The following is an 18,869-nucleotide window of genomic DNA, read 5'->3' as shown; positions in this document are numbered from 1 at the left end:
CCTTATTCATGCAGAGGCGGTGCCAGGCAGCCGCCTACGCAGGGGTCAGTGCTCCAGAGGCATCTGGCCCTTGTTTTCCTTCTCGATGCGGATCTTGCGCATCACGCCATCGGTGGCCTCGGTGACGGAAAACTGCCAGCCATCGATCACCACCACATCGCCTTGCTGGGGCAGCGCGCCGTTGAACTCGGTGAGCAACCCGCCCAAGGTGGTGAAGGCATCGGCCGACGACACCAGCTCACTGGAGCCCAGCAGCTGCTGCACCATGTGCACATCGGCTGCGCCGCTGGCAATCCAGGTGTCGGGCTCCCCGTCCACCGCCTGGATCGTGAAGCTCTCGTCCTCGTCGGGAAACTCGCCGGCAATCGCCTCGAGCACATCGACGGGCGTCACCACGCCGCTCATCACATGGAACTCGTTGATCACGATGACCATATGGCCCTTGGACTGGCGCAGGTCGTTGATCAGCGCGATGACGCCAGCCCCCTCGGGCACCATCAGCGGCTTGCGGATGGTGGCCGGCTGGATGGCGCCATGCCGCATCAGGTCCATCAGCATGTCCTTGGCGCGCGCCACCCCTTGGAGCTGGTCCACATGGCCCAGGCACACCGGCAAATGGCTGTGCGGATTGTCAGCGAGCGAGCGCTGGATGGCCTCGGCATCGTCATCCAAATCAACCCAGTCCACGTCCGAGACTGGCGTCATGATCGAGCGCACCTTGCGGTCTGCCAGCGCCAGCACGCCGCTCACCATGATGCGCTCTTCGGGCGCAAAGGTCAGCTCGGCCTCGGCGGCGGCCGGGTCGTCCTGCGCATGCTCGGCCTGGGCATTGCCACTGCGCCCGGCCATCAGCGACAACACCTTGAGGGCCGTGCGCTCGCGCAGCGGCACGCGCTGCTCATGGCGGATCGCGTTGCGCGAGGACACCTGGTTGAAGGTCTCGATCAGGATCGAGAAACCAATGGCGGCGTACAGATAGCCCTTGGGCACATGGAAGCCCAGGCCTTCGGCCACGAGGCTGAAGCCGATCATCAGCAGGAAGCTCAGGCAGAGAATGACGATGGTCGGGTGCGCATTGACAAAGCGGGTCAGCGGCTTGGAGGCAAACAGCATCACACCGATCGAGATGATGACCGCTGCCATCATCACGCCCAGGTTGTTGACCATGCCCACGGCCGTGATTACCGCGTCGAGCGAGAAGACCGCATCGAGCACCACGATCTGCGCGACCACGGCCGAGAAGCTGGCGTAGACCGTGCTGCTGGACTTGCTCATGCTCACGCCTTCCATGCGCTCATGCAGCTCGGTCGTGGCCTTGAACAGCAGGAACAAACCGCCCAGCAGCAAGATCAGGTCGCGCCCCGAAAAACTGAGCGGCCCGACGGAAAACAGCGGTTGCGTGAGCGTGACCAGCCAGGAGATGGCGGTGAGCAGCCCCAGGCGCATCACCAGGGCCAGCGACAGGCCGATGACACGCGCCTTGTCCCGCTGGTGGGGCGGCAGCTTGTCGGCCAGGATCGCGATAAAGATGAGATTGTCGATGCCCAGAACGATCTCCAGCACCACCAAGGTGAGAAGACCAATCCATATCTGCGGGTCGGAGAGCAGCTCGATCATGCGGCGCTCCCTTCAACGGGCAGAGACACCGTCAGCGGTGTACTGGGGCTAGAACGAAAGAACAGCGACAGCGTGGTCGCACACGGGAGAGGCTCAGGGTCCGGGTTGTCGGGCATAAAATCCGAAGGGTTGCTAAACAGCCTCCATGGTAGCGTGCGGCAAAAAAACCCTGGGCCTCTGGCCCATTCGTCACGGTGGCGACATGCTGTGATTCTGCAGGCACCGGCCTTTTTGCCGGGCTCAGCCAGCCATTCCGGCCTGCGGCCCCACCGGCGCCTCACCCAACACCCGAGCCGGTATCCAGCCGCGCAGGCTGTTGAGAAAAGCCCAGGCCTCAACACGCGGCGCATCGCTCAGTGTTACCACCGCTTCCACCACCTGACCCGCCTCCAGCGCCAGGCGGCGCCCTACACCGGGCAACAAGCCGCAATGCAGCGCGGGGGTGACCCAGCGGCCATCGAGTTGCATGGCGATATTGCCCCGGGTGGTCTCGGTGATCTCGCCAGCCTCGTTCCACAGCAGGGTGTCGAACACGCTGCTGTCCTGCGGCGCCCAGCGCTCATAGTGCGCGCGGCGGCTGGTCTTGAAGCGCACAAACTCGCCATGCGCCTCGGCCAGTGGCGCAGGCGCCCATTGCAGCACCACCTGCGCGGGCGATGGCGGGCATGCAAAGGCTTCGGCCTGGAAAGTGCCCTGGGCATCAAGCAGCAAGCGCAGGCGCCACAGGCCTTGCGGGTGGGATGCAGCCAGCGCGTCCAAAGCCGCTTGCGCGGCCACCGCATCCCAGCGGTAGCCAAAATGCGCGGCCGCAGCGGCCATGCGCTCCAGGTGCAGCGCGGCATGGCGCAGCTGGCCACCGTCCAGCGCCAAGGTCTCGATCAGGCTAAAGGGCATGCTGGCCCGCTCCAGAAAAGCGCGCTTGTGCATCCATTCGCGCCACTCACCGTCGGCCGTCGCATCGGCAGTGATGCCGCTGCCAATACCGCATTGCAGTTGCGTGCCGCGCAAGGCCACGGTGCGGATCGGTACATTGAAAGTAGCGCGTATGCCCTCTGCGCCATCGGAGCGCACCACGCCCAGCGCGCCACAGTACCAGCCGCGTGGCTCCGTCTCCAACACAGCAATCGCCTGCATCGCCGCCCGCTTGGGCGCGCCGGTGACCGAGCCACAGGGAAACAAGGCCTGCAGCACATCGACCAGGCCGGTGCCCTGGGGCAGGCGGGCACGCACGTCCGAGGTCATCTGCCAGACGGTGGGAAGGGCCTGCAGCGCAAACAGCTGGGGTACCTGCACACTGCCCAGCTCGGCGATGCGCGCCAGATCATTGCGCAGCAGGTCGACCACCATCACGTTCTCGGCGCGCTCCTTGGCCGATGCGCGCAAGGCCTGGGCCTGGGCCTCGTCCTGCGCGGGGCTGGCGCCCCGTGCGGCGGTACCCTTCATCGGGCGGGTGAGGATGTCGCCTGCGCCCGCCTCCGGCTGATGCCAGTCGAAAAACAGCTCGGGCGACACCGACAGCAGTTGCTCCTCACCCCGGTCGATATGCAGCGCATAGCCACCGGGCTGGGCCTGCTGCAGCGCGGCAAACAGCGCGGCGCCGTCCACATCGCCGCCGCCAGGCAAGGCGCTATCGCCTTGCAGCTGCTGGGTGTAGTTGATCTGGTAATAAGCGCCGTCGCGGATATCGGCATGGATGCGTGCCATCTGCATATCGAACTGCGGGCGGGCGAGCGTGCTGCGCCATTGCACCTGCACGGCATGCGTCTCTGCCTCAGGCAGCTGCGCGATGTCAGCAGCTGGCGCATCCCACACCGCAAACCAGGCCAGGGGCTCGCCGCTGGGCGCGGCCTGTGTCGGCAGATAGGGGTTCAGCGCGGTGGCGGCCTCATAGCGCAGACCACCGACGCAGCAGGCCCCAGCACGCGCGGCCTGCTCCACGGCATCCAGCAAGGCGCGCAACGATGGCGCATCCTGCGCCTCCAGCACGCGGTCGGGACCCGTCAGGCTCAGGCGCAGGCTCTCCCGTTCGCCAGACAAAGGCTGGCCCATGTCGATGCGGGCAGAAAAGGGCTTGTGCGCTGTCATAGGGGCGCCAGCATAGCGGCCTGGCCTTGTCCTTGCAGCACAATAGCCATCTTGTCCGCTTCTCACGCCACACCTGTGCCCTCCGCCCCGCGCCGCGCCCAATGCCCCAACTGCCTGCGTCCGCTAAGCGCCTGCATCTGCGCGCTGGCGCAACCGGTGCAGGCTGCCACCCAGGTGCTGATCCTGCAACACCCGCTGGAGCTGCAAGAGGCCAAGGGCACCGCGCGCCTGCTGCACCTGTGCCTGCCGGGCAGCCAGCTGGTAGTGGGCGAGGCCTTTGACCCTGGGCAGCTGCAGCAATGGCTGCATGGCGCCTGGCCGGGCGCGCAGGCACCGCAGCAAACGCTGCTGCTCTACCCCCAGACGCCCGACCAGCCCGCCGCCTTGAGCCCGGCGGCGGGCAGCGATGCGCCAGCAGGCATTCGGCGCCTGGTACTGATCGATGGCACTTGGCGCAAAAGCCGCAAGATGCTTTACGCCAACCCGCTGCTGGCCCAGTTGCCCCGCCTGGCGCTGACGGACACCGGGCCGGCCGGCTACCGCATCCGCAAGGCGCCGCGCGCGGGCCAATTGTCGACCCTGGAGGCCGCCGCGCTGGCGCTGCAGCAGCTGGAGGCCTGGCCCGGTGGCGCGCCGCCGCTGCAGGCGCTGCAGCAGTCCTTTGACGGGCTGATCGCACAATACGAACGCCTGCGCACGGCACACTGAGCGATTGGCGCCCTGGCGACAATGCGCCCGCCTGCGCCCCCGTGGGTGAACGCGCACTCGGACATACTCCAGACCAAGCTGTTTTTTTATCTCTGACGGAGCCCTTGCATGAAGTTCTCGACCCTCACCCTGCTCAGCGCTGCGCTGTGCGCCGCCGGCCTGGCACAGGCCGCTGCCCCCTCGGATGCCAGCGTGCAAAAGGCCAGCAGCGCCAGCCTGCGCGAATGGATCGAGGTGCTGGCGCTGCCCAATGACTCGAATGTGGCGGCCGACATCGAGAAGAATGCGCAGTGGTTCAAGGCGGCGCTGGACAAGCGCGGCTTCCAGACCCAGCTGCTGCCCAACCAGGGCAAGCCCATGGTGCTGGCCACCCTGCCGCCCGTGCCCGGCGCCACCAAGACGGTGCTGTTCTACGCCCATATGGATGGCCAGGCGGTGACGCCGGCCGAATGGCAGCAGGAGAGCCCCTGGAAGCCGGTGCTCAAGGAACGTCAGGCCGATGGATCCTGGAAAGAGATTGCGCTCGACCAGCTCTACGGCGCCGAGCCCAACCCCGAGTGGCGTGTGTTTGGCCGCTCCTCGTCCGATGACAAGGCCCCCATCATCATGCTGATGGCCGCCCTCGATGCGCTGAAGCAGCAGGGCCTGGCGCCCAGCACCAATATCAAGATCCTGCTCGACTCCGAAGAGGAAAAGGGCTCGCCATCGCTGGGCGGTGTCATCAATGCGAACCTGGATGCCTTGAAGGCCGATGCACTGCTGGTGCTCGATGGCCCCATGCATGCCAGCAACCGCCCCACCCTGGTATTTGGCAACCGGGGTGTGGCCCAGGCCACCTTGACCATCTATGGCCCGAGCCAGGATCTGCACAGCGGCCACTATGGCAACTATGCCGCCAACCCCGCGTTCACGATGGCGCAGCTGCTCGCCTCGATGAAGGCGCCCGATGGCCGCGTGCTCGTCAAGGGCTACTACGATGGCATCCGCTTTGATGCCCCCACCCAGGCCGTGATGCAGGCCGTGCCTGATGACGAGACCGCGCTGCGCAAGCGCCTGGGCATTGCCCAGGCCGAGAAGGTGGGCAACAACTACCAGGAGTCGATGCAGTACCCCTCGCTCAATGTACGCGGCCTGCAAAGCGCCGATGTAGGCGCCAAGGCCCGCACCGTGGTGCCCGCCCAGGCGATTGCCGAGCTGGACCTGCGCACGGTGCCCGAGACCCCACCCGAGCGCCTGCTGCAGCTGCTCAAGACCCATATCGAAGGCCAGGGCTTTACCTTGATCGAGGGCGAGCCCAGCGCCGAGCAGCGCGCCCAACACCCCAAGCTCGCCAGCCTGAAGATGGGCGGCGTGTCTGCCTCGTCCAGCGCCGTGCGCACCGATCTGAACGCTCCCATTGGCGACTGGCTGCGCCAAGGCATGCAGCAGGCATGGGGCCAGGCCCCTGTGCAGATCCGCATGATGGGCGGCACGGTCCCCACCGGCGCAGCGGTGCAGGCGCTCAAGGTGCCCTTTGTGATCGTGCCCATGGTCAATGCCGACAACAACCAGCACAGCAAGAACGAGAACATGCGCCTGGGCAACTACTTCGATGGCGTCAAGAGCCTGGCGTCCATCCTGAGCCAGCCCTGGAAATAAGCACAAAAAAAGGCCCCCCAAGTGCATGGGGGGCCTGCGGTACCGGGCCGGGGCGCTCAGCCCAGCTCAATCCAGCTCAACCCCGCTCTGATCAGCGCTGGGCCGGCACGCCATCCTTCCATTGCGGCCAGTCCTTGACGACGGTGTCGACAAAGACGCCGCCGACGGCCGCCACATTGGCCACCGTCTCGGCAAAGCCGCCCGCGGTTTCGCCGGGCTTGGGGTCCAGGTGGGCCTGGGTGGTTTCCTGCGGGTTGCCCTGGTCAAAATTGACCGAGCCGCGCAGGCTCAGAACGCGGTCCGTGCCATGGCTGCGCTTCAAGACCAGCGCAATGGCGGCGGCCTCCATCTCGGTGGCGACATAGTCGTCCGCACCGTAGAGCTTGGCAATGTACTGCGCCTCTTGGGACAGGCCAGGGCCGTGGAAGAAGGTGTCGCCCGTCATGTGCGTGCCCACATGCACGCTGGGCGCCTTGCGCGCGGCCGCATCGGGGTAGCGCAAGCGGTAGCGCTGGGCTGCATCGCTGTCCTGCAACGGCACGGCGCGGCTCATCGCATAGGCGGCCTGGGTCAGGGCCGGGTTCAGCGCAAAGCGGCGGTAGTCTTCATAGCCCTTGCGTGGCATGAACACTGGCGCACCGGCCTGGCCCTCTTCGGGCGCCCAGCGGTGGCCCAAGTCGTAGTCAACCAGCCAGCTGCCCCAGGTCACATCGCCAATGGTGCCGCGCGAAGGCGGGGTGCCGGCCACGCCGCTGATCACATAGTAGGCTCGGTCAAAATTGAACTGCGGGTTCAGCACGATGGCCTGCATCGACGCCGAGGCATTGACCTTGCCCATGCCCAGCACACTGCCGCAAACCCCATCGGCATTGCAGAACACCGGCCCCAGCGCGCCGGGCACCTGGATAGGCCGGGCATCGCGGAAATAGCGCTCGTACCAGTGCTGGAACTCACCGGCCCGGTCACCGGTGTTGGCACCGATCTCGAACATGGCCGCGACAAACACCTTGACCTGGACCGGCGGCGCGGCCTGCGCGGTCTGGGCCGCGCTGCGGCCGGTGCTGGCGCAGCCGGACAGCAGCGCCAGCAGCAAGGCGCTGGCGCACAGCGGACGGGCGAGAGAGCGAAGCGGGGCACGGGACATGGGGCATTTCTCCTGGGTCAGATCACCGGCCTATCACTGCGGCCCGGCATGCTGCGCATTGTAGGCCGGCAGGCTGGCTGCAGCCTGGGCCAGCGCGGTCAGCAAGGCATCGACTTCGGGGACCGCTGCCCGGTGCAGCGGCAGCAGCACCTGTGTGCGGAACGGAATCGAAAAAGCCAGCGGCCGCTGCACCAGGCCCTGGCCCATGCAGGCCTGCGCGGTGAAGGGGTTCACGATCGCCAGGCCCAGACCGTTTTGCACCATCGCGCATACCGCCACTGCGCTGTGCGTCTCCAGCAGCATCTGCCGGCCCACGCCGGCATCGGCAAACACCTGGTCGATCTGGATGCGGTAAGGATCGCCCTCGGCCAGGCTGATAAAGGCCTGGCCCGCGAAGTCGGCGGGCTGCAGCCGCTTCTTGCGCGCCAGCGGGTGGCCTGCGGGCAGCACGGCCACCTCATCGACCGCCGGCAGCGCCACAGCGCGCGTGCCCGCTGGCGCCTCGCCCTGCTCGGTCAGCCCCAGGTCATAGCGCTGGGCGGCCATCCACTGCTGCAACAGCGGCGCCTCCTGGGTGGCAACACTGACCGCCACCGGCCCTTGCGCCTGCTGCATGCGCGCCAGCGCCGCCGGCAGCAGCGCATGGCTGAGCGCAGGCATGCTCAGCACACTGATACGCGCCGCCTGCGGGCGCGACAGGGCCACTGCCCGGTCAATCACCCGGTCGAGCCCCTGCCAGCTGCGCTGCACCTCTTCCCATAGCGCCAAGGCGCGTGCATTGGGCCGCAGCCTGCCTTGCACCCGCTCAAACAGCGGGTAGCCCAGCAGCTGCTCCATGCGGGCCAGATCGCGGCTCACCGTCGGCTGGGAGCTGAACAGCAGTCCCGCCGCGCCGGTCACGCCCCCGGCCAGCATGACGGCGCGGAACACCTCGATATGGCGGTGCTGCAGCCGCGGCGCTGAGGGGCTGGGCTCCGGATGGAGATCGGAAGCGGATGGGACCGGGGCTGGCGGACGGGGCATGGCGGCTGGGCAACTCGAGAAAGACATATCCATTATGAATGACATCCCGATAAATAAGCATTAGACCAAATACCCTGCCCCAGGCACACTGGCAAGCTGTTTTTCCGATTCCACGCCTTCCGGCACACCGACTATGAGCAACCCCTTCTCCCCCGATCTGCTGTGGCAGCTGGCCGATGACTTCAACACCCCGCTGTGGGTCTATGACGCGGCCACCATCAGCCAACGCATCGCCGAGCTCCAGGCATTCGACACGGTGCGCTTTGCGCAAAAGGCCTGCTCCAACATCCATGTGCTGCAGCTGATGCGGGCGCAAGGCGTCAAGGTTGATGCGGTCTCGCGCGGCGAAGTGCTGCGCGCGCTGGCAGCCGGCTACCAGGGCGGTTTTGGCGAGCCCTCCGACATCGTGTTCACCGCCGATGTGATGGACGAGGCCACGTTGGCCACCGTGGTCGAGCACCAGATCCCCGTCAATGCCGGCTCCATCGACATGCTGCACCAGCTGGGCCAGGCCTCGCCCGGCCATGCGGTCTGGCTGCGCATCAACCCCGGCTTTGGCCATGGCCACAGCAACAAGACCAATACCGGTGGCGAGCACAGCAAGCACGGCATCTGGCACAGCGACCTGACGATGGCGCTGGCGGTGATCGCCGAGCGCGGCCTGCAGCTGGTGGGCCTGCACATGCATATCGGCTCGGGCGTGGACTACGGCCACCTGCAAGAGGTCTGCGGCGCGATGGTGCAGCTGGTCGAGCGCACCCACGCCGCCGGCCACCGCCTGCAGGCCATCTCGGCAGGCGGCGGCCTGTCCATCCCCTACAAGGACGGTGACGCCACCATCGACACCCAGCACTACTTTGGCCTCTGGGATGCGGCGCGCAAGCAGGCTGAGGCGCTGGTGGGCCACCACCTGGGCCTGGAGCTGGAGCCGGGCCGCTACCTGGTGGCTGAATCGGGCGTGCTGCTGGGCACGGTGCGCGCGACCAAGGATGCCGGCAGCAACCACTTTGTGCTGGTCGATACCGGCTTCAACGAGCTGATGCGCCCGGCGATGTACGGCAGCTACCACGCGATGCATGTGCAGCGCCGTGGCGCCGGCGTGCTGCCTGTGCAGCGCGAGGCCGTTGTCGCCGGTCCGCTGTGCGAATCCGGTGATGTCTTCACCCAGGGCGAGGCCGGCGTGGTGCTGCCCCGTCCGCTGGGCGATGCGCAGGTGGGCGATCTGCTGGTGATCCACGACACCGGCGCCTACGGCGCCTCGATGTCCAGCAACTACAACAGCCGCCCACTGGCCGCCGAGGTGCTGGTCGACAACGGCCAGGCGCGCCTTATCCGCCGCCGCCAGACGGTCGAAGAGCTGCTGGCGCTGGAACTGGGCCTCTGATCAGCGCGGGGCCGCGCGCCATGGCGCCATTGCCGCGTCCAGGCGCGGGGACTGCATGGCCCCGACGTTGCAGCGCGACCAGCGCGAGGTCGCGCTGCTGTCCAGGCTGAACACCCGGCCCGGCGCCATCGTCACCTGCCGGGCCCGCAGTTGCTCGGCCAGTTGCGCGGAATCCTCGCAGCCGGGAAAGGCCGCCCACAGATACAGAGACTGCTCGCTGCGCGCAAACACCTCGCAGCCCTGGCGGTCCATCCAGGCCAGCGCCTGCGCCGTGGCCTGGCCCAGGCGCCCGCGCAGCCGCACCAGGTGCCGCTCGTACTGGCCTTCGCGCAGCATCACATCGACCATGCGCTCGCAGTACTCCGAACCACTCACATGGATGAGGCTGCGCAGATCGGCCAGGTCACTGGCCAGATCGGGATGGCAGGCGATAAAGCCCACCCGCAGCGCAGCCGAGAACGACTTGGAAAAACTGCCGATGTAGATCGTGCGCGCCAGCTGGTCCAGCACCGACAGGCGTGTGGCCGAAGTTGGTTTGAAATCAGCCAGCGGGTCGTTTTCGACGATCAGCATCTGCTGCTGGCCGGCCAGCTGCAAGATGCGCCAGGCCTTGGCGGCGCTCAGGTCCGAGCCCGTGGGGTTGTGCGCCAGCGACTGGGTAAAGAAGAGGCGCGGGCGCTCGGTCTGCAGCAGCCGCTCCAGCGCCAGCACATCCGGGCCATCGGCCTGGCGCGGCACACCCAGCACGCGCGCGCCGGCCAACTTGAGCTTGCCAAACAGCAGGTAGTAGCCCGGGTCGTCCACCAGCACCGTCGTGCCCGGCGTCACCCAGTGGCGGATGACCAGGTCCAGCGCGTCATTGGCCCCCTGGGTCAGTAGCAGCTGCTGGGGCGTCACCGCCAGGCCGAACATGCCCAGCTTGCGCACCAGGCTGTCCCGCAACGGCGCATAGCCCAGGCGGCTGCCGTAGCGGAACAGCGCGCCCAGCCCCGTACGCACCACTTGGTGGTGGTAACGGTCCAGGCGCATATCGGCCAGCCAGTCCACCGGCGGAAAACCATCACCCAACGCCAGCGCATCGGGCTGGGTCTTGAGCTGCTCGCGCATCAGCCAGACCACATCCATCGCGCGCTGCAGCGGGGCGCTGTCTTCGGCCGCAGGCACGGCTGCCACCGGGCGCTGGGCCAGCACATAAAAGCCCGATCCCCGCCGCGCCTCGACCAGGCCGCGCGAGACCAGCAGCTCAAAGGCCGCCACCACGGTGTTCTTGGCATAGCCATGCAGCTGCGCCAACGCGCGCAGTGACGGCAGCTTGTCACCCGCGCGCAGCACGCCATCGGCCATCTGCCGGCCCAGCATCGCGGCCAGGTTTTCTGCAATCGAGGCCTTGCGGCCAGAGGCTGGGGGCATGGGCGCTCCTTGGGGAAGACCAGGCGCCGATGCTGCAATGCAGCAGCACTGTCCCGGCAAACTGTACCTGTCTAGAAGGGTACAGTTTAGGTAGATTGGTGGCTCTGCGTTTCGCATTCCTCAAAAAATCACCAGGAGACACCGATGGCCACCGATTCCCGTCTGCCGCAGTTCCGCGCCCTCAGCCCCGCCCAGCGCTGGGATGTCATCGCCAAGGCCTGCCAGCTGAGCGCCGAAGACCACGCGCTGCTGGCCCAGCCAGGGGCCCTCCCCACGAACGTGGCCGACGGCATGATCGAAAACGTGATCGGCACCTTTGAGCTGCCGATGGGCGTGGCCAGCAATTTCCAGATCAATGGCCGCGATGTGCTGGTGCCGCTGGCGGTCGAAGAACCCTCGATCATCGCGGCGGCCTCGTACATGGCCAAGCTGGCACGCGAGGACGGAGGGTTTCAGACCTCCAGCACCCAGCCGCTGATGCGCGCCCAGGTGCAGATAGTCGGCATCCAGGACCCCTATGGCGTGCGGCTGGCGCTGTACCAGGCGCGCGAGCAGATCCTGGCGCTGGCCAACAGCCGCGACAAGGTGCTGATCGGCCTGGGCGGCGGCTGCAAGGACATCGAGGTGCATGTCTTCCCCGACTCACCCCGGGGCCCCATGGTGGTCATGCATCTGATCGTCGATGTGCGCGATGCGATGGGCGCCAACACCGTCAACACCATGGCCGAATCGGTCTCGCCGCTGGTCGAGCAGATCACCGGCGGCGCGGTGCGGCTGCGCATTCTGTCCAACCTGGCCGATCTGCGCCTGGCCCGGGCCCGCGTGCGCCTGACGCCCAAGACGCTGGCGACTGCCGAGCGCAGCGGCGAAGAAATCATCGAGGGCGTGCTCGATGCCTACACCTTTGCCGCCATCGACCCCTACCGCGCCGCCACCCACAACAAGGGCATCATGAACGGCATCGACCCGGTCATCGTCGCCACCGGCAACGACTGGCGTGCGGTGGAGGCCGGCGCCCATGCCTATGCCAGCCGCAACGGGCGCTACACCTCGCTGACCACCTGGGAGAAAGACGGCAGCGGCGCGCTGGTGGGCACCATCGAGCTGCCCATGCCCGTGGGCCTGGTGGGCGGCGCGACCAAGACGCATCCGCTGGCGCGCCTGGCGCTGAAGATCATGGATGTGAAATCGGCCCAGGAGCTGGGCGAGATTGCCGCGGCCGTCGGCCTGGCGCAAAACCTGGGCGCGCTGCGGGCGCTGGCCACCGAAGGCATCCAGCGCGGCCACATGGCCTTGCATGCCCGCAATATCGCGCTGGTGGCCGGGGCCGTGGGTGCCGAGGTCGACCAGGTCGCCAAGCGCCTGGCCGCCGAGCACGATGTGCGCACCGACCGCGCGCTGGAGGTGCTGGCCGAACTGCGCGCGCGCTGAATCGGGCTGCGGTCCCGCCGGTCACCAAGTTGACTGCGGCCGCGCCCGCAGCCCCCCTGGCGCACAGGGCTTGCGGTACGCTGGGAGCCTTTGCGCATTGCTGCGCACCGCCAGGAGATTTCCATGTCATCGCAAACAGCCCAGCCCGTCGTCGGCCTGATCGGGGTCGGCCTGATGGGCCACGGCATCGCCCGCAATGTCGCCGCCAAAGGCTTTCAACTCTATGTGCTGGAGCATCCTGGGAACCAGCCGCTGACTGAGCTGCTCAGCCTGGGCACACGCACCTGCCAAAGCCCGGCCGAACTGGCCAGCCACTGCGATGTGGTGATCCTCTGCGTGACTGGCTCGCCCCAGGTCGAAGCCGTGCTGACTGGCGAGCAAGGCCTGCTGTCGGCACTGCGCCCCGGCACCGTGGTGATCGATTGCTCGACAGCCGTGCCCGCATCGACGGTGCGCATGGCCCAGGCCGTGCAGGCTGCTGGCGGCAAGTTCATCGATGCACCGATGACCAAGACCTCCAAGCAGGCGCATGACGGCCAGCTCAATCTGCTCGTCGGTGGCGATGCGGCCGTGCTGGCCCAGGTGCAACCGGTGCTGGCCACCTTCACCAGCCAGGTCACCCATGTCGGTGCACTGGGCGACGGACACCGCATGAAGCTGCTGCACAACTTTGTCTCGGTGGGCCAGATGAGCCTGCTGGCCGAGGCCACCGCCTGCGCGCGCAAGCAGGGCATGGACATGCAGGCCTTCCACAGCGTACTGGCTGCGGGCGGCGGCGCGGGCGTGGCGCTGGACCGGCTGCAGTCCTATATCCTGGCCGATGACCCCTCGGGCATTGCGTTCTCGATCTCCAACGCCGCCAAGGATTTGAGCTACTACGCCACGATGGCCCACGATGCGCAGGCGCCCAGCCTGATTGCCGATGCGGCTGCGACCACCTTGCAGGACCAGGTCCAGGCCCGGCATGGCGATGCCATGCTGCCGGCCTTGATCGGTCTGCTGGCCAAGGCCTGAAGCGCGTTGTTCAGGGCCCCGCTTATTCAGCGCGGGGCTCGCGCCCCATCAACGCCTGCACCACATCGGGGGCTGACAGGCTGCCGTCGAGCAAGGCCACGACGGCGGCCGTGATCGGCATCTCCACGCCCAGCTTCTGGGCGCGCTGCAGCACCGTGCGGGCGCTGTAGACGCCTTCGGCCACATGGCCGAGCGACTGCACCGCCTGCTCCAGGCTCTGGCCCTGCGCCAGCAAGAGGCCGATCTTGCGGTTGCGCGACAGATCGCCAGTCGCCGTCAGCACCAGATCGCCCAGGCCCGACAACCCCATGAAGGTATCGGTCTGCGCGCCCAGCGCCACACCCAGACGTGTCATCTCGGCCAGGCCGCGCGTCACCAGCGCGGCGCGGGCATTCAGCCCCAGGTGCAGGCCATCACACAAGCCTGTGGCAATGGCCAGCACGTTCTTGACGGCGCCGCCCACTTCGACCCCGCTGATGTCCTCATTGGCATAGACGCGCAGGTTGTCGCCATGGAAGGCCGCGACCAGCGCATCGCGCACATCGCCATGGCGGCTGGCCGCCACCAGGGCCGTGGGCTGGTGCTGGGCCACTTCCTGCGCAAAGCTTGGGCCACTCAGCACGCCGGCATGCAGCGCGGGGGCCACCTGGGCGCAGACCTCGTTGCCCAGCAGCCCATGGCTGCCGGCAGGGGCATCGGCGGGCACGGCTTCAAAACCCTTGCTGAGCCAGGCCACCGGCACCTGGCAGTCGCGCAGCATCGTGAGGCCGCCGCGCAGTGCCGCCATCGGCGTGCCCAGCACGATCAATTCAGCCTGGGCCACCAGGGGCTGCAGATCGCCGCTCGTCACCTCCAAGGCATCGGGCAAGCGGATGCCTGGCAAATAGCGCTGGTTCTCACGGCTGGTTTGCAACTGGCCCGCCTGCTGCGCATCGCGCGCCCACAGCTGCACGCGGTGGCGTGCGGCAGCATGCATGGCCAAAGCCGTTCCCCAGGCACCGGCGCCAATCACCAAGATCTTCATAGCCACAACCCCTTCTTACATCAACTCAAACGGTGGCGCTGCCTGCAGCTGCTTACCCAGCAGATACAACAAAGGCCTTGCAACCGAGACTGCAAGGCCCTTGCGTTGGCAGCAAGCGATTACTGGGCCAGTGCGGCACCTGCGCCAGCGCCATTGGCCTGGGCTTGTTGCTGTTCGTACATGGCCTGGAAGTTGATTTCCGCCAGGTGCACAGGCGGGAAGCCGGCGCGGGTCACGATGTCTGCCACGTTGCCGCGCAGGTAAGGGTAGACGATCTGTGGGCAAGCCACGCCGATCACGGCCCCCATCTGGTCGTCAGGGATGCCACGGATCTCGAAAATACCGGCTTGCTTGGCTTCCACCAGGAACACGGTCTTGTCTTCGATCTTGGTCTGCACGGTGGCGGTGACCGCCACTTCGAAAATGCCATCGGCCACCGGGGTGGCTTCCACGCCCAGCTGGATGTCCACGCTCGGCTGGGTTTGCTCCAGCAAGATAGCTGGCGAGTTGGGCTGTTCCAGCGACGCGTCCTTCAGGTACACGCGTTGAATTTGGAACACGGGATTTTCTTGATCCGCCATGGTTGTCTGTCTTTCGCTAGAAAAAGGAATGGAGTGCAGCTGCGATGCCGCCCGGTGTGTGCGCCCCTCGCATGCAGCCTGCCATTATGCAATGGCAAAGTGTCAGCATGGAAAAGCCCGGGCGCCCGCCGGCCAGTGAAGGGATGCGCGGGCTCAGGCTTGGAGCAAGGGGGTCAGCTCGCCGCGCTGGTCCAGCGCAATCAGGTCATCGCAGCCGCCGACATGGGTCTCGCCAATGAAGATCTGCGGCACGGTGCGGCGGCCGGTCGTCTCCATCATTACCGCACGCTGGGCCGGATCGGTGTCGATGCGGATTTCTTCAATCTGCTCCACGCCTTTGGCTTTGAGCACTTGCTTGGCGCGAATGCAGTAGGGGCAGACGGCGGTGGTATACATCTTTACAGCTTGCATCGGAGTGTCCTGCGGCGGCGGCCTGCACAAGGCCGCCAGCTCTGTAGTGGGTGTCTAAAGCCAGTATCTGGGGCCATGAACCCCAAAAATCAAGCCTTCTTGAGCGGCATGCTGGCAGCGCGCCAGCCCTTCATGCCACCGGCCAGGGCCTGCACATTGGTGTAGCCCAGCTTCTTGGCCACGGCCACGGCACGCTGCGAGCGCTGGCCCTGTGCGCAAACGAGAATCAGCGGCAAGGCCTTGTTCTTGACGACCGAGGGCAGTTGCGCTTCGAGCTGGTCCAGCGGCACATTCTTGGCATTGGCGATATGGCCGGCGCCGAATTCCTGCGCGTCCGACACATCCACCACCACGGCTTTTTCGCGGTTGATCAGTGCCACGGCGTTGGCGGGGCTGAGCGTGCCGCCTCCCATGTTCTTCATGGCGGGCATCATCAGCATCGCGCCCGAGCCCAGTACCAGCACGATCAGATACCAGTTGTCGATCAGAAAGTTCACACAAGTCCCTTGTCAAAAAATGCTCAAACAGCCGCACATTCTAAAAGGGCCACCATGCCGCTGCGCGGCAAAAGCCTTTAGCACCACCCCCAACGCGCACCAGGCGCTGCCTGGCAAGCTCTGCAAGCGCCCTGGGATTTAAGCCTGCCTCTACAATCGGCGCCATTGTGAATGCGGCGGGCTGCCCAGGCCCCTCTAGCGCCACCCGCCAGCGACACGCACCGATTTTTGACTATCGCACGAGGATTGCATGTACAAGCTTGTCCTGATTCGCCATGGTGAATCGACCTGGAACCTGGAAAACCGCTTCACCGGCTGGACCGATGTGGACCTGACCGACACCGGCGTGGCGCAAGCCAAGCAGGCTGGCCAGTTGCTCAAGGCCGAGGGCTATGACTTCGATGTGGCCTACACCAGCGTGCTCAAGCGCGCCATCCGTACGCTGTGGCACACCCTGGACGAGATGGACCGCACCTGGCTGCCGGTGCAAAAGTGCTGGCAGCTCAACGAGCGCCACTATGGCGCGCTGCAAGGCCTGAACAAGGCCGAAACCGCCAAGAAGTTTGGCGATGAGCAGGTGCTGGTCTGGCGCCGCAGCTATGACACCCCGCCGCCCGCGCTGGAGTCTACCGATCCACGCAGCGAGAAAACCGACCGCCGCTACGCCGGTGCTGCCAACCAGGTGCCGCTGACCGAATGCCTCAAGGACACGGTCGAGCGCGTCGTGCCGTTCTGGAACGAAGCCATTGCGCCAGCCATCCAGCGCGGCGAGCGGGTGGTGATCGCCGCCCACGGCAACTCCATCCGCGCGCTGATCAAGTACCTCGATGGCGTCTCCGACAGCGACATCGTGAACCTGAACATCCCCAACGGCATCCCGCTGGTCTATGAGCTGGACGCCAGCTTGAAGCCGCTGCGCCACTACTACCTGGGTGACGCCGAAGCTGCCGCCAAGGCCGCTGCTGCAGTCGCCTCCCAGGGCAAGGCCTGATCCGACGGGCAGCCCACCCAAGGGCGGCCCCGTAGGCCCCGCCGGGAACTACTGGCCATGCCTGGAGTCCGAGCCAGGCAGCGTCGGTGCGGTAGACAGGCGGGGCACGCAGCCCCCATCGCGGCAAAAAATGCCAGCGCCGCCGAACCAGATCGGGCCCCCGCCCTGATCGGCAGGCGCGCAGAAGTTCTTGGTGTCAGCCGATGCCGCTTGCCCGCGCCAGCGGGCGGCCGGCGAAAGTAAATACTTGTCTTAGCACCCGAAAACCGCTGCTGCGCCGCACCAGCGCAGGCGCTTGGGTGTATATTGGCACGCTATAGAAAGTTGCGAGCATATGGGCCAAAAATTGAAGATTGCCGGTTGGGTTTCACTGGGCGTGGTCGCCGGCGCGCTCACCACTGTGTCTTTGCAGACGGTCGCAAGGGGCGTGATGTCGCCCATGCCACTGGAAGAAATCCAGCAGCTGTCGGCGGTGTTCGGCCTGATCAAGACCGACTATGTCGAGCCGGCCGATGACAAAAAGCTGATCACCGATGCCATCTCGGGCATGGTCTCCGGGCTCGATCCCCACTCGCAGTACTTCGACAAGAAGTCTTTCCGCGAGTTTCAGGAAGGCACCAGCGGCAAGTTCGTCGGCGTCGGCATCGAGATTACCCAGGAAGACGGGCTGATCCGCATCGTCTCGCCCATCGAAGGCTCACCGGCGGACCTGGCCGGCCTCAAGACCAACGACCTGATCACCAAGATCGATGACACGGCGGTCAAGGGCCTGTCGCTCAACGATGCGGTCAAGCGCATGCGCGGCGAGCCCAACACCAAGGTGGTGCTGACGATTCTGCGCAAGGACGAGAGCCGCAGCTTCCCCGTCACGATCACCCGCACCGAGATCAAGACCCAGTCGGTCAAGGCCAAGATGATCGAGCCGGGCTACGGCTGGGTGCGCGTCTCGCAGTTCCAGGAACGCACGGTCGACGACTTCGTGCGCAAGGTCGATGACCTGTACAAACAGGACCCGAACTTGAAGGGCCTGGTGCTGGACCTGCGCAATGACCCCGGTGGCCTTCTGGATGCGGCCGTGGCCATCTCGGCGGCCTTCCTGCAGCCCAATGTGACCGTGGTGACCACCGATGGCCAATTGGCCGAGAGCAAGGCGATCTTCCGCGCATCGCCCGAGTTCTACGCGCGCCGCGGCAGTGACCCGATCAAGTCGCTGCCCGCTGCCATCAAGAACATTCCGCTGGTGGTGCTGGTCAACGAAGGTTCGGCATCGGCCTCCGAGATCGTCTCGGGCGCGCTGCAGGACCACAAGCGTGCCACCATCATGGGCGCCCAGACCTTTGGCAAGGGCTCGGTGCAGACCGTGCGCCCCCTCGGTCCGGACACCGGCATCAAGCTGACCACGGCGCGCTACTACACGCCAAGCGGCAAGTCGATCCAGGCCAAGGGCATCGTGCCCGACATCATGGTCGACGAGTCGGCCGAAGGCGATTTGTTTGCCGCGCTGCGCACCCGCGAAGCGGATCTGGAAAAGCACCTCTCCAGCGGCCAAGGCCCCGAAGTCAAGGACGAAGCCCGCGAGAAGGCCCGTGAAGCGGCGCTCAAGCGCCTGGACGAAGAGAGCAAGAAGCCCGCCTCCGAGCGCCGTCCGCCCGAGTTCGGCTCGGACAAGGACTTCCAGCTGCAGCAGGCCTTGCACCAGCTCAAGGGTGAGCCCGTGCAGGTGAGCCAGACCAAGACCGAGCGCCCGGCCGAGAAAAAGGACGAGGAAAAGACCAGCACGAGCGACAAGCCCGCAGAGTCCACCACGGACGACACCAAGCTGCCGCCCGCTAGCGAGCCCAAGAAGTAAAGCCGTCAAGCTGTAGCGCCCAACCTTCGTTGCGCTGCGTCAAAAGGCCGCAAGCAGAGTTC

The 18,869-nt window shown here is 66.3% G+C and carries 16 protein-coding genes; 7 read left to right on the top strand and 9 right to left on the bottom strand.

Going from position 1 to position 18,869, the window contains the following annotated elements; genetic code table 11:
* Positions 1-45: 45 nt before the first annotated feature.
* The gene (locus F0Q04_RS07840) at positions 46-1,614 is read right to left on the bottom strand and encodes a TerC family protein (RefSeq protein ID WP_116924912.1); all 1,569 of its coding nucleotides are present in this window, start codon (positions 1,612-1,614) and stop codon (positions 46-48) included.
* A gap of 243 nt (positions 1,615-1,857) precedes the next feature.
* Positions 1,858-3,702, bottom strand: a complete 1,845-nt coding sequence (locus tag F0Q04_RS07835) for a chorismate-binding protein (RefSeq protein ID WP_182345113.1) — start codon at positions 3,700-3,702, stop codon at positions 1,858-1,860.
* Positions 3,703-3,753: 51 nt separating this feature from the next.
* Between F0Q04_RS07835 and F0Q04_RS07830 the strand changes: the two genes are divergently transcribed.
* Complete coding sequence (locus F0Q04_RS07830) at positions 3,754-4,410, top strand: tRNA-uridine aminocarboxypropyltransferase (RefSeq protein WP_232539546.1); 657 nt, start codon at positions 3,754-3,756, stop codon at positions 4,408-4,410.
* A gap of 108 nt (positions 4,411-4,518) precedes the next feature.
* Positions 4,519-6,048 (top strand): M20/M25/M40 family metallo-hydrolase, encoded by a 1,530-nt coding sequence (locus F0Q04_RS07825; protein WP_182345112.1) that lies wholly within the window; start codon positions 4,519-4,521, stop codon positions 6,046-6,048.
* A gap of 91 nt (positions 6,049-6,139) precedes the next feature.
* Here F0Q04_RS07825 and F0Q04_RS07820 read toward each other — a convergent pair whose 3' ends face one another.
* Positions 6,140-7,192, bottom strand: a complete 1,053-nt coding sequence (locus tag F0Q04_RS07820; RefSeq protein ID WP_182345111.1) for a purine-nucleoside phosphorylase — start codon at positions 7,190-7,192, stop codon at positions 6,140-6,142.
* A 33-nt stretch (positions 7,193-7,225) separates the two neighbouring features.
* Positions 7,226-8,215, bottom strand: a complete 990-nt coding sequence (locus F0Q04_RS07815) for a LysR family transcriptional regulator (protein ID WP_116924721.1) — start codon at positions 8,213-8,215, stop codon at positions 7,226-7,228.
* A gap of 133 nt (positions 8,216-8,348) precedes the next feature.
* Between F0Q04_RS07815 and lysA the strand changes: the two genes are divergently transcribed.
* Positions 8,349-9,599, top strand: a complete 1,251-nt coding sequence (gene lysA / locus F0Q04_RS07810) for a diaminopimelate decarboxylase (RefSeq protein ID WP_116924720.1) — start codon at positions 8,349-8,351, stop codon at positions 9,597-9,599.
* On the opposite strand, the gene F0Q04_RS07805 is transcribed toward lysA, so the two are convergent.
* On the bottom strand, positions 9,600-11,009 hold the full coding sequence (locus tag F0Q04_RS07805) for a PLP-dependent aminotransferase family protein (protein ID WP_182345110.1): 1,410 nt from the start codon (positions 11,007-11,009) through the stop codon (positions 9,600-9,602). It abuts the gene before it with no gap.
* A 144-nt stretch (positions 11,010-11,153) separates the two neighbouring features.
* On the opposite strand from F0Q04_RS07805, the gene F0Q04_RS07800 reads away from it, so the two are divergent.
* Entirely contained in the window at positions 11,154-12,440 is a 1,287-nt protein-coding gene (locus F0Q04_RS07800) for a hydroxymethylglutaryl-CoA reductase, degradative (RefSeq protein ID WP_116924718.1), read from the top strand.
* Between the two features lie 117 nt (positions 12,441-12,557).
* Positions 12,558-13,454: an NAD(P)-dependent oxidoreductase gene (locus F0Q04_RS07795; protein WP_409935214.1), complete on the top strand. Its 897-nt coding sequence runs from the start codon at positions 12,558-12,560 to the stop codon at positions 13,452-13,454.
* 22 nt (positions 13,455-13,476) lie between these two features.
* On the opposite strand, the gene F0Q04_RS07790 is transcribed toward F0Q04_RS07795, so the two are convergent.
* The 4 genes from F0Q04_RS07790 to F0Q04_RS07775 all read right to left on the bottom strand — a co-directional run bounded on the left by F0Q04_RS07790 (position 13,477) and on the right by F0Q04_RS07775 (position 15,967).
* On the bottom strand, positions 13,477-14,478 hold the full coding sequence (locus F0Q04_RS07790; protein ID WP_116924717.1) for an NAD(P)H-dependent glycerol-3-phosphate dehydrogenase: 1,002 nt from the start codon (positions 14,476-14,478) through the stop codon (positions 13,477-13,479).
* Between the two features lie 119 nt (positions 14,479-14,597).
* Positions 14,598-15,059, bottom strand: a complete 462-nt coding sequence (gene secB, locus F0Q04_RS07785; RefSeq protein ID WP_116924716.1) for a protein-export chaperone SecB — start codon at positions 15,057-15,059, stop codon at positions 14,598-14,600.
* A gap of 153 nt (positions 15,060-15,212) precedes the next feature.
* Entirely contained in the window at positions 15,213-15,470 is a 258-nt protein-coding gene (grxC, locus tag F0Q04_RS07780) for a glutaredoxin 3 (protein ID WP_116924715.1), read from the bottom strand.
* 89 nt (positions 15,471-15,559) lie between these two features.
* Positions 15,560-15,967, bottom strand: coding sequence for a rhodanese-like domain-containing protein (locus tag F0Q04_RS07775; protein ID WP_116924714.1), 408 nt, complete (start codon positions 15,965-15,967; stop codon positions 15,560-15,562).
* Positions 15,968-16,217: 250 nt separating this feature from the next.
* Between F0Q04_RS07775 and gpmA the strand changes: the two genes are divergently transcribed.
* Together gpmA and F0Q04_RS07765 are read left to right on the top strand one after the other, a co-directional pair.
* The gene (gene gpmA, locus F0Q04_RS07770; protein ID WP_116924713.1) at positions 16,218-16,958 is read left to right on the top strand and encodes a 2,3-diphosphoglycerate-dependent phosphoglycerate mutase; all 741 of its coding nucleotides are present in this window, start codon (positions 16,218-16,220) and stop codon (positions 16,956-16,958) included.
* 334 nt (positions 16,959-17,292) lie between these two features.
* Positions 17,293-18,807, top strand: coding sequence for a S41 family peptidase (locus tag F0Q04_RS07765; protein WP_116924712.1), 1,515 nt, complete (start codon positions 17,293-17,295; stop codon positions 18,805-18,807).
* Positions 18,808-18,869: the final 62 nt, after the last annotated feature.

The organism is Comamonas koreensis (assembly GCF_014076495.1).
Lineage (GTDB): Bacteria > Pseudomonadota > Gammaproteobacteria > Burkholderiales > Burkholderiaceae_C > Comamonas > Comamonas squillarum.
Note: the sequence above shows the minus strand (reverse complement) of the source record. Positions and strands in the feature narration are given on the sequence as shown.

Bases quoted from the DNA above. Each gene is read 5' to 3' on its own strand.
- F0Q04_RS07835 (WP_182345113.1), bottom strand. From the start codon at position 3,702: ATGACAGCGCACAAGCCCTTTTCTGCCCGCATCGACATGGGCCAGCCT.
- F0Q04_RS07825 (WP_182345112.1), top strand. From the start codon at position 4,519: ATGAAGTTCTCGACCCTCACCCTGCTCAGCGCTGCGCTGTGCGCCGCC.
- F0Q04_RS07820 (WP_182345111.1), bottom strand. From the start codon at position 7,192: ATGTCCCGTGCCCCGCTTCGCTCTCTCGCCCGTCCGCTGTGCGCCAGC.
- F0Q04_RS07815 (WP_116924721.1), bottom strand. From the start codon at position 8,215: ATGCCCCGTCCGCCAGCCCCGGTCCCATCCGCTTCCGATCTCCATCCG.
- lysA (WP_116924720.1), top strand. From the start codon at position 8,349: ATGAGCAACCCCTTCTCCCCCGATCTGCTGTGGCAGCTGGCCGATGAC.
- F0Q04_RS07805 (WP_182345110.1), bottom strand. From the start codon at position 11,009: ATGCCCCCAGCCTCTGGCCGCAAGGCCTCGATTGCAGAAAACCTGGCC.
- F0Q04_RS07800 (WP_116924718.1), top strand. From the start codon at position 11,154: ATGGCCACCGATTCCCGTCTGCCGCAGTTCCGCGCCCTCAGCCCCGCC.
- F0Q04_RS07790 (WP_116924717.1), bottom strand. From the start codon at position 14,478: ATGAAGATCTTGGTGATTGGCGCCGGTGCCTGGGGAACGGCTTTGGCC.
- secB (WP_116924716.1), bottom strand. From the start codon at position 15,059: ATGGCGGATCAAGAAAATCCCGTGTTCCAAATTCAACGCGTGTACCTG.
- grxC (WP_116924715.1), bottom strand. From the start codon at position 15,470: ATGCAAGCTGTAAAGATGTATACCACCGCCGTCTGCCCCTACTGCATT.
- gpmA (WP_116924713.1), top strand. From the start codon at position 16,218: ATGTACAAGCTTGTCCTGATTCGCCATGGTGAATCGACCTGGAACCTG.
- F0Q04_RS07765 (WP_116924712.1), top strand. From the start codon at position 17,293: ATGGGCCAAAAATTGAAGATTGCCGGTTGGGTTTCACTGGGCGTGGTC.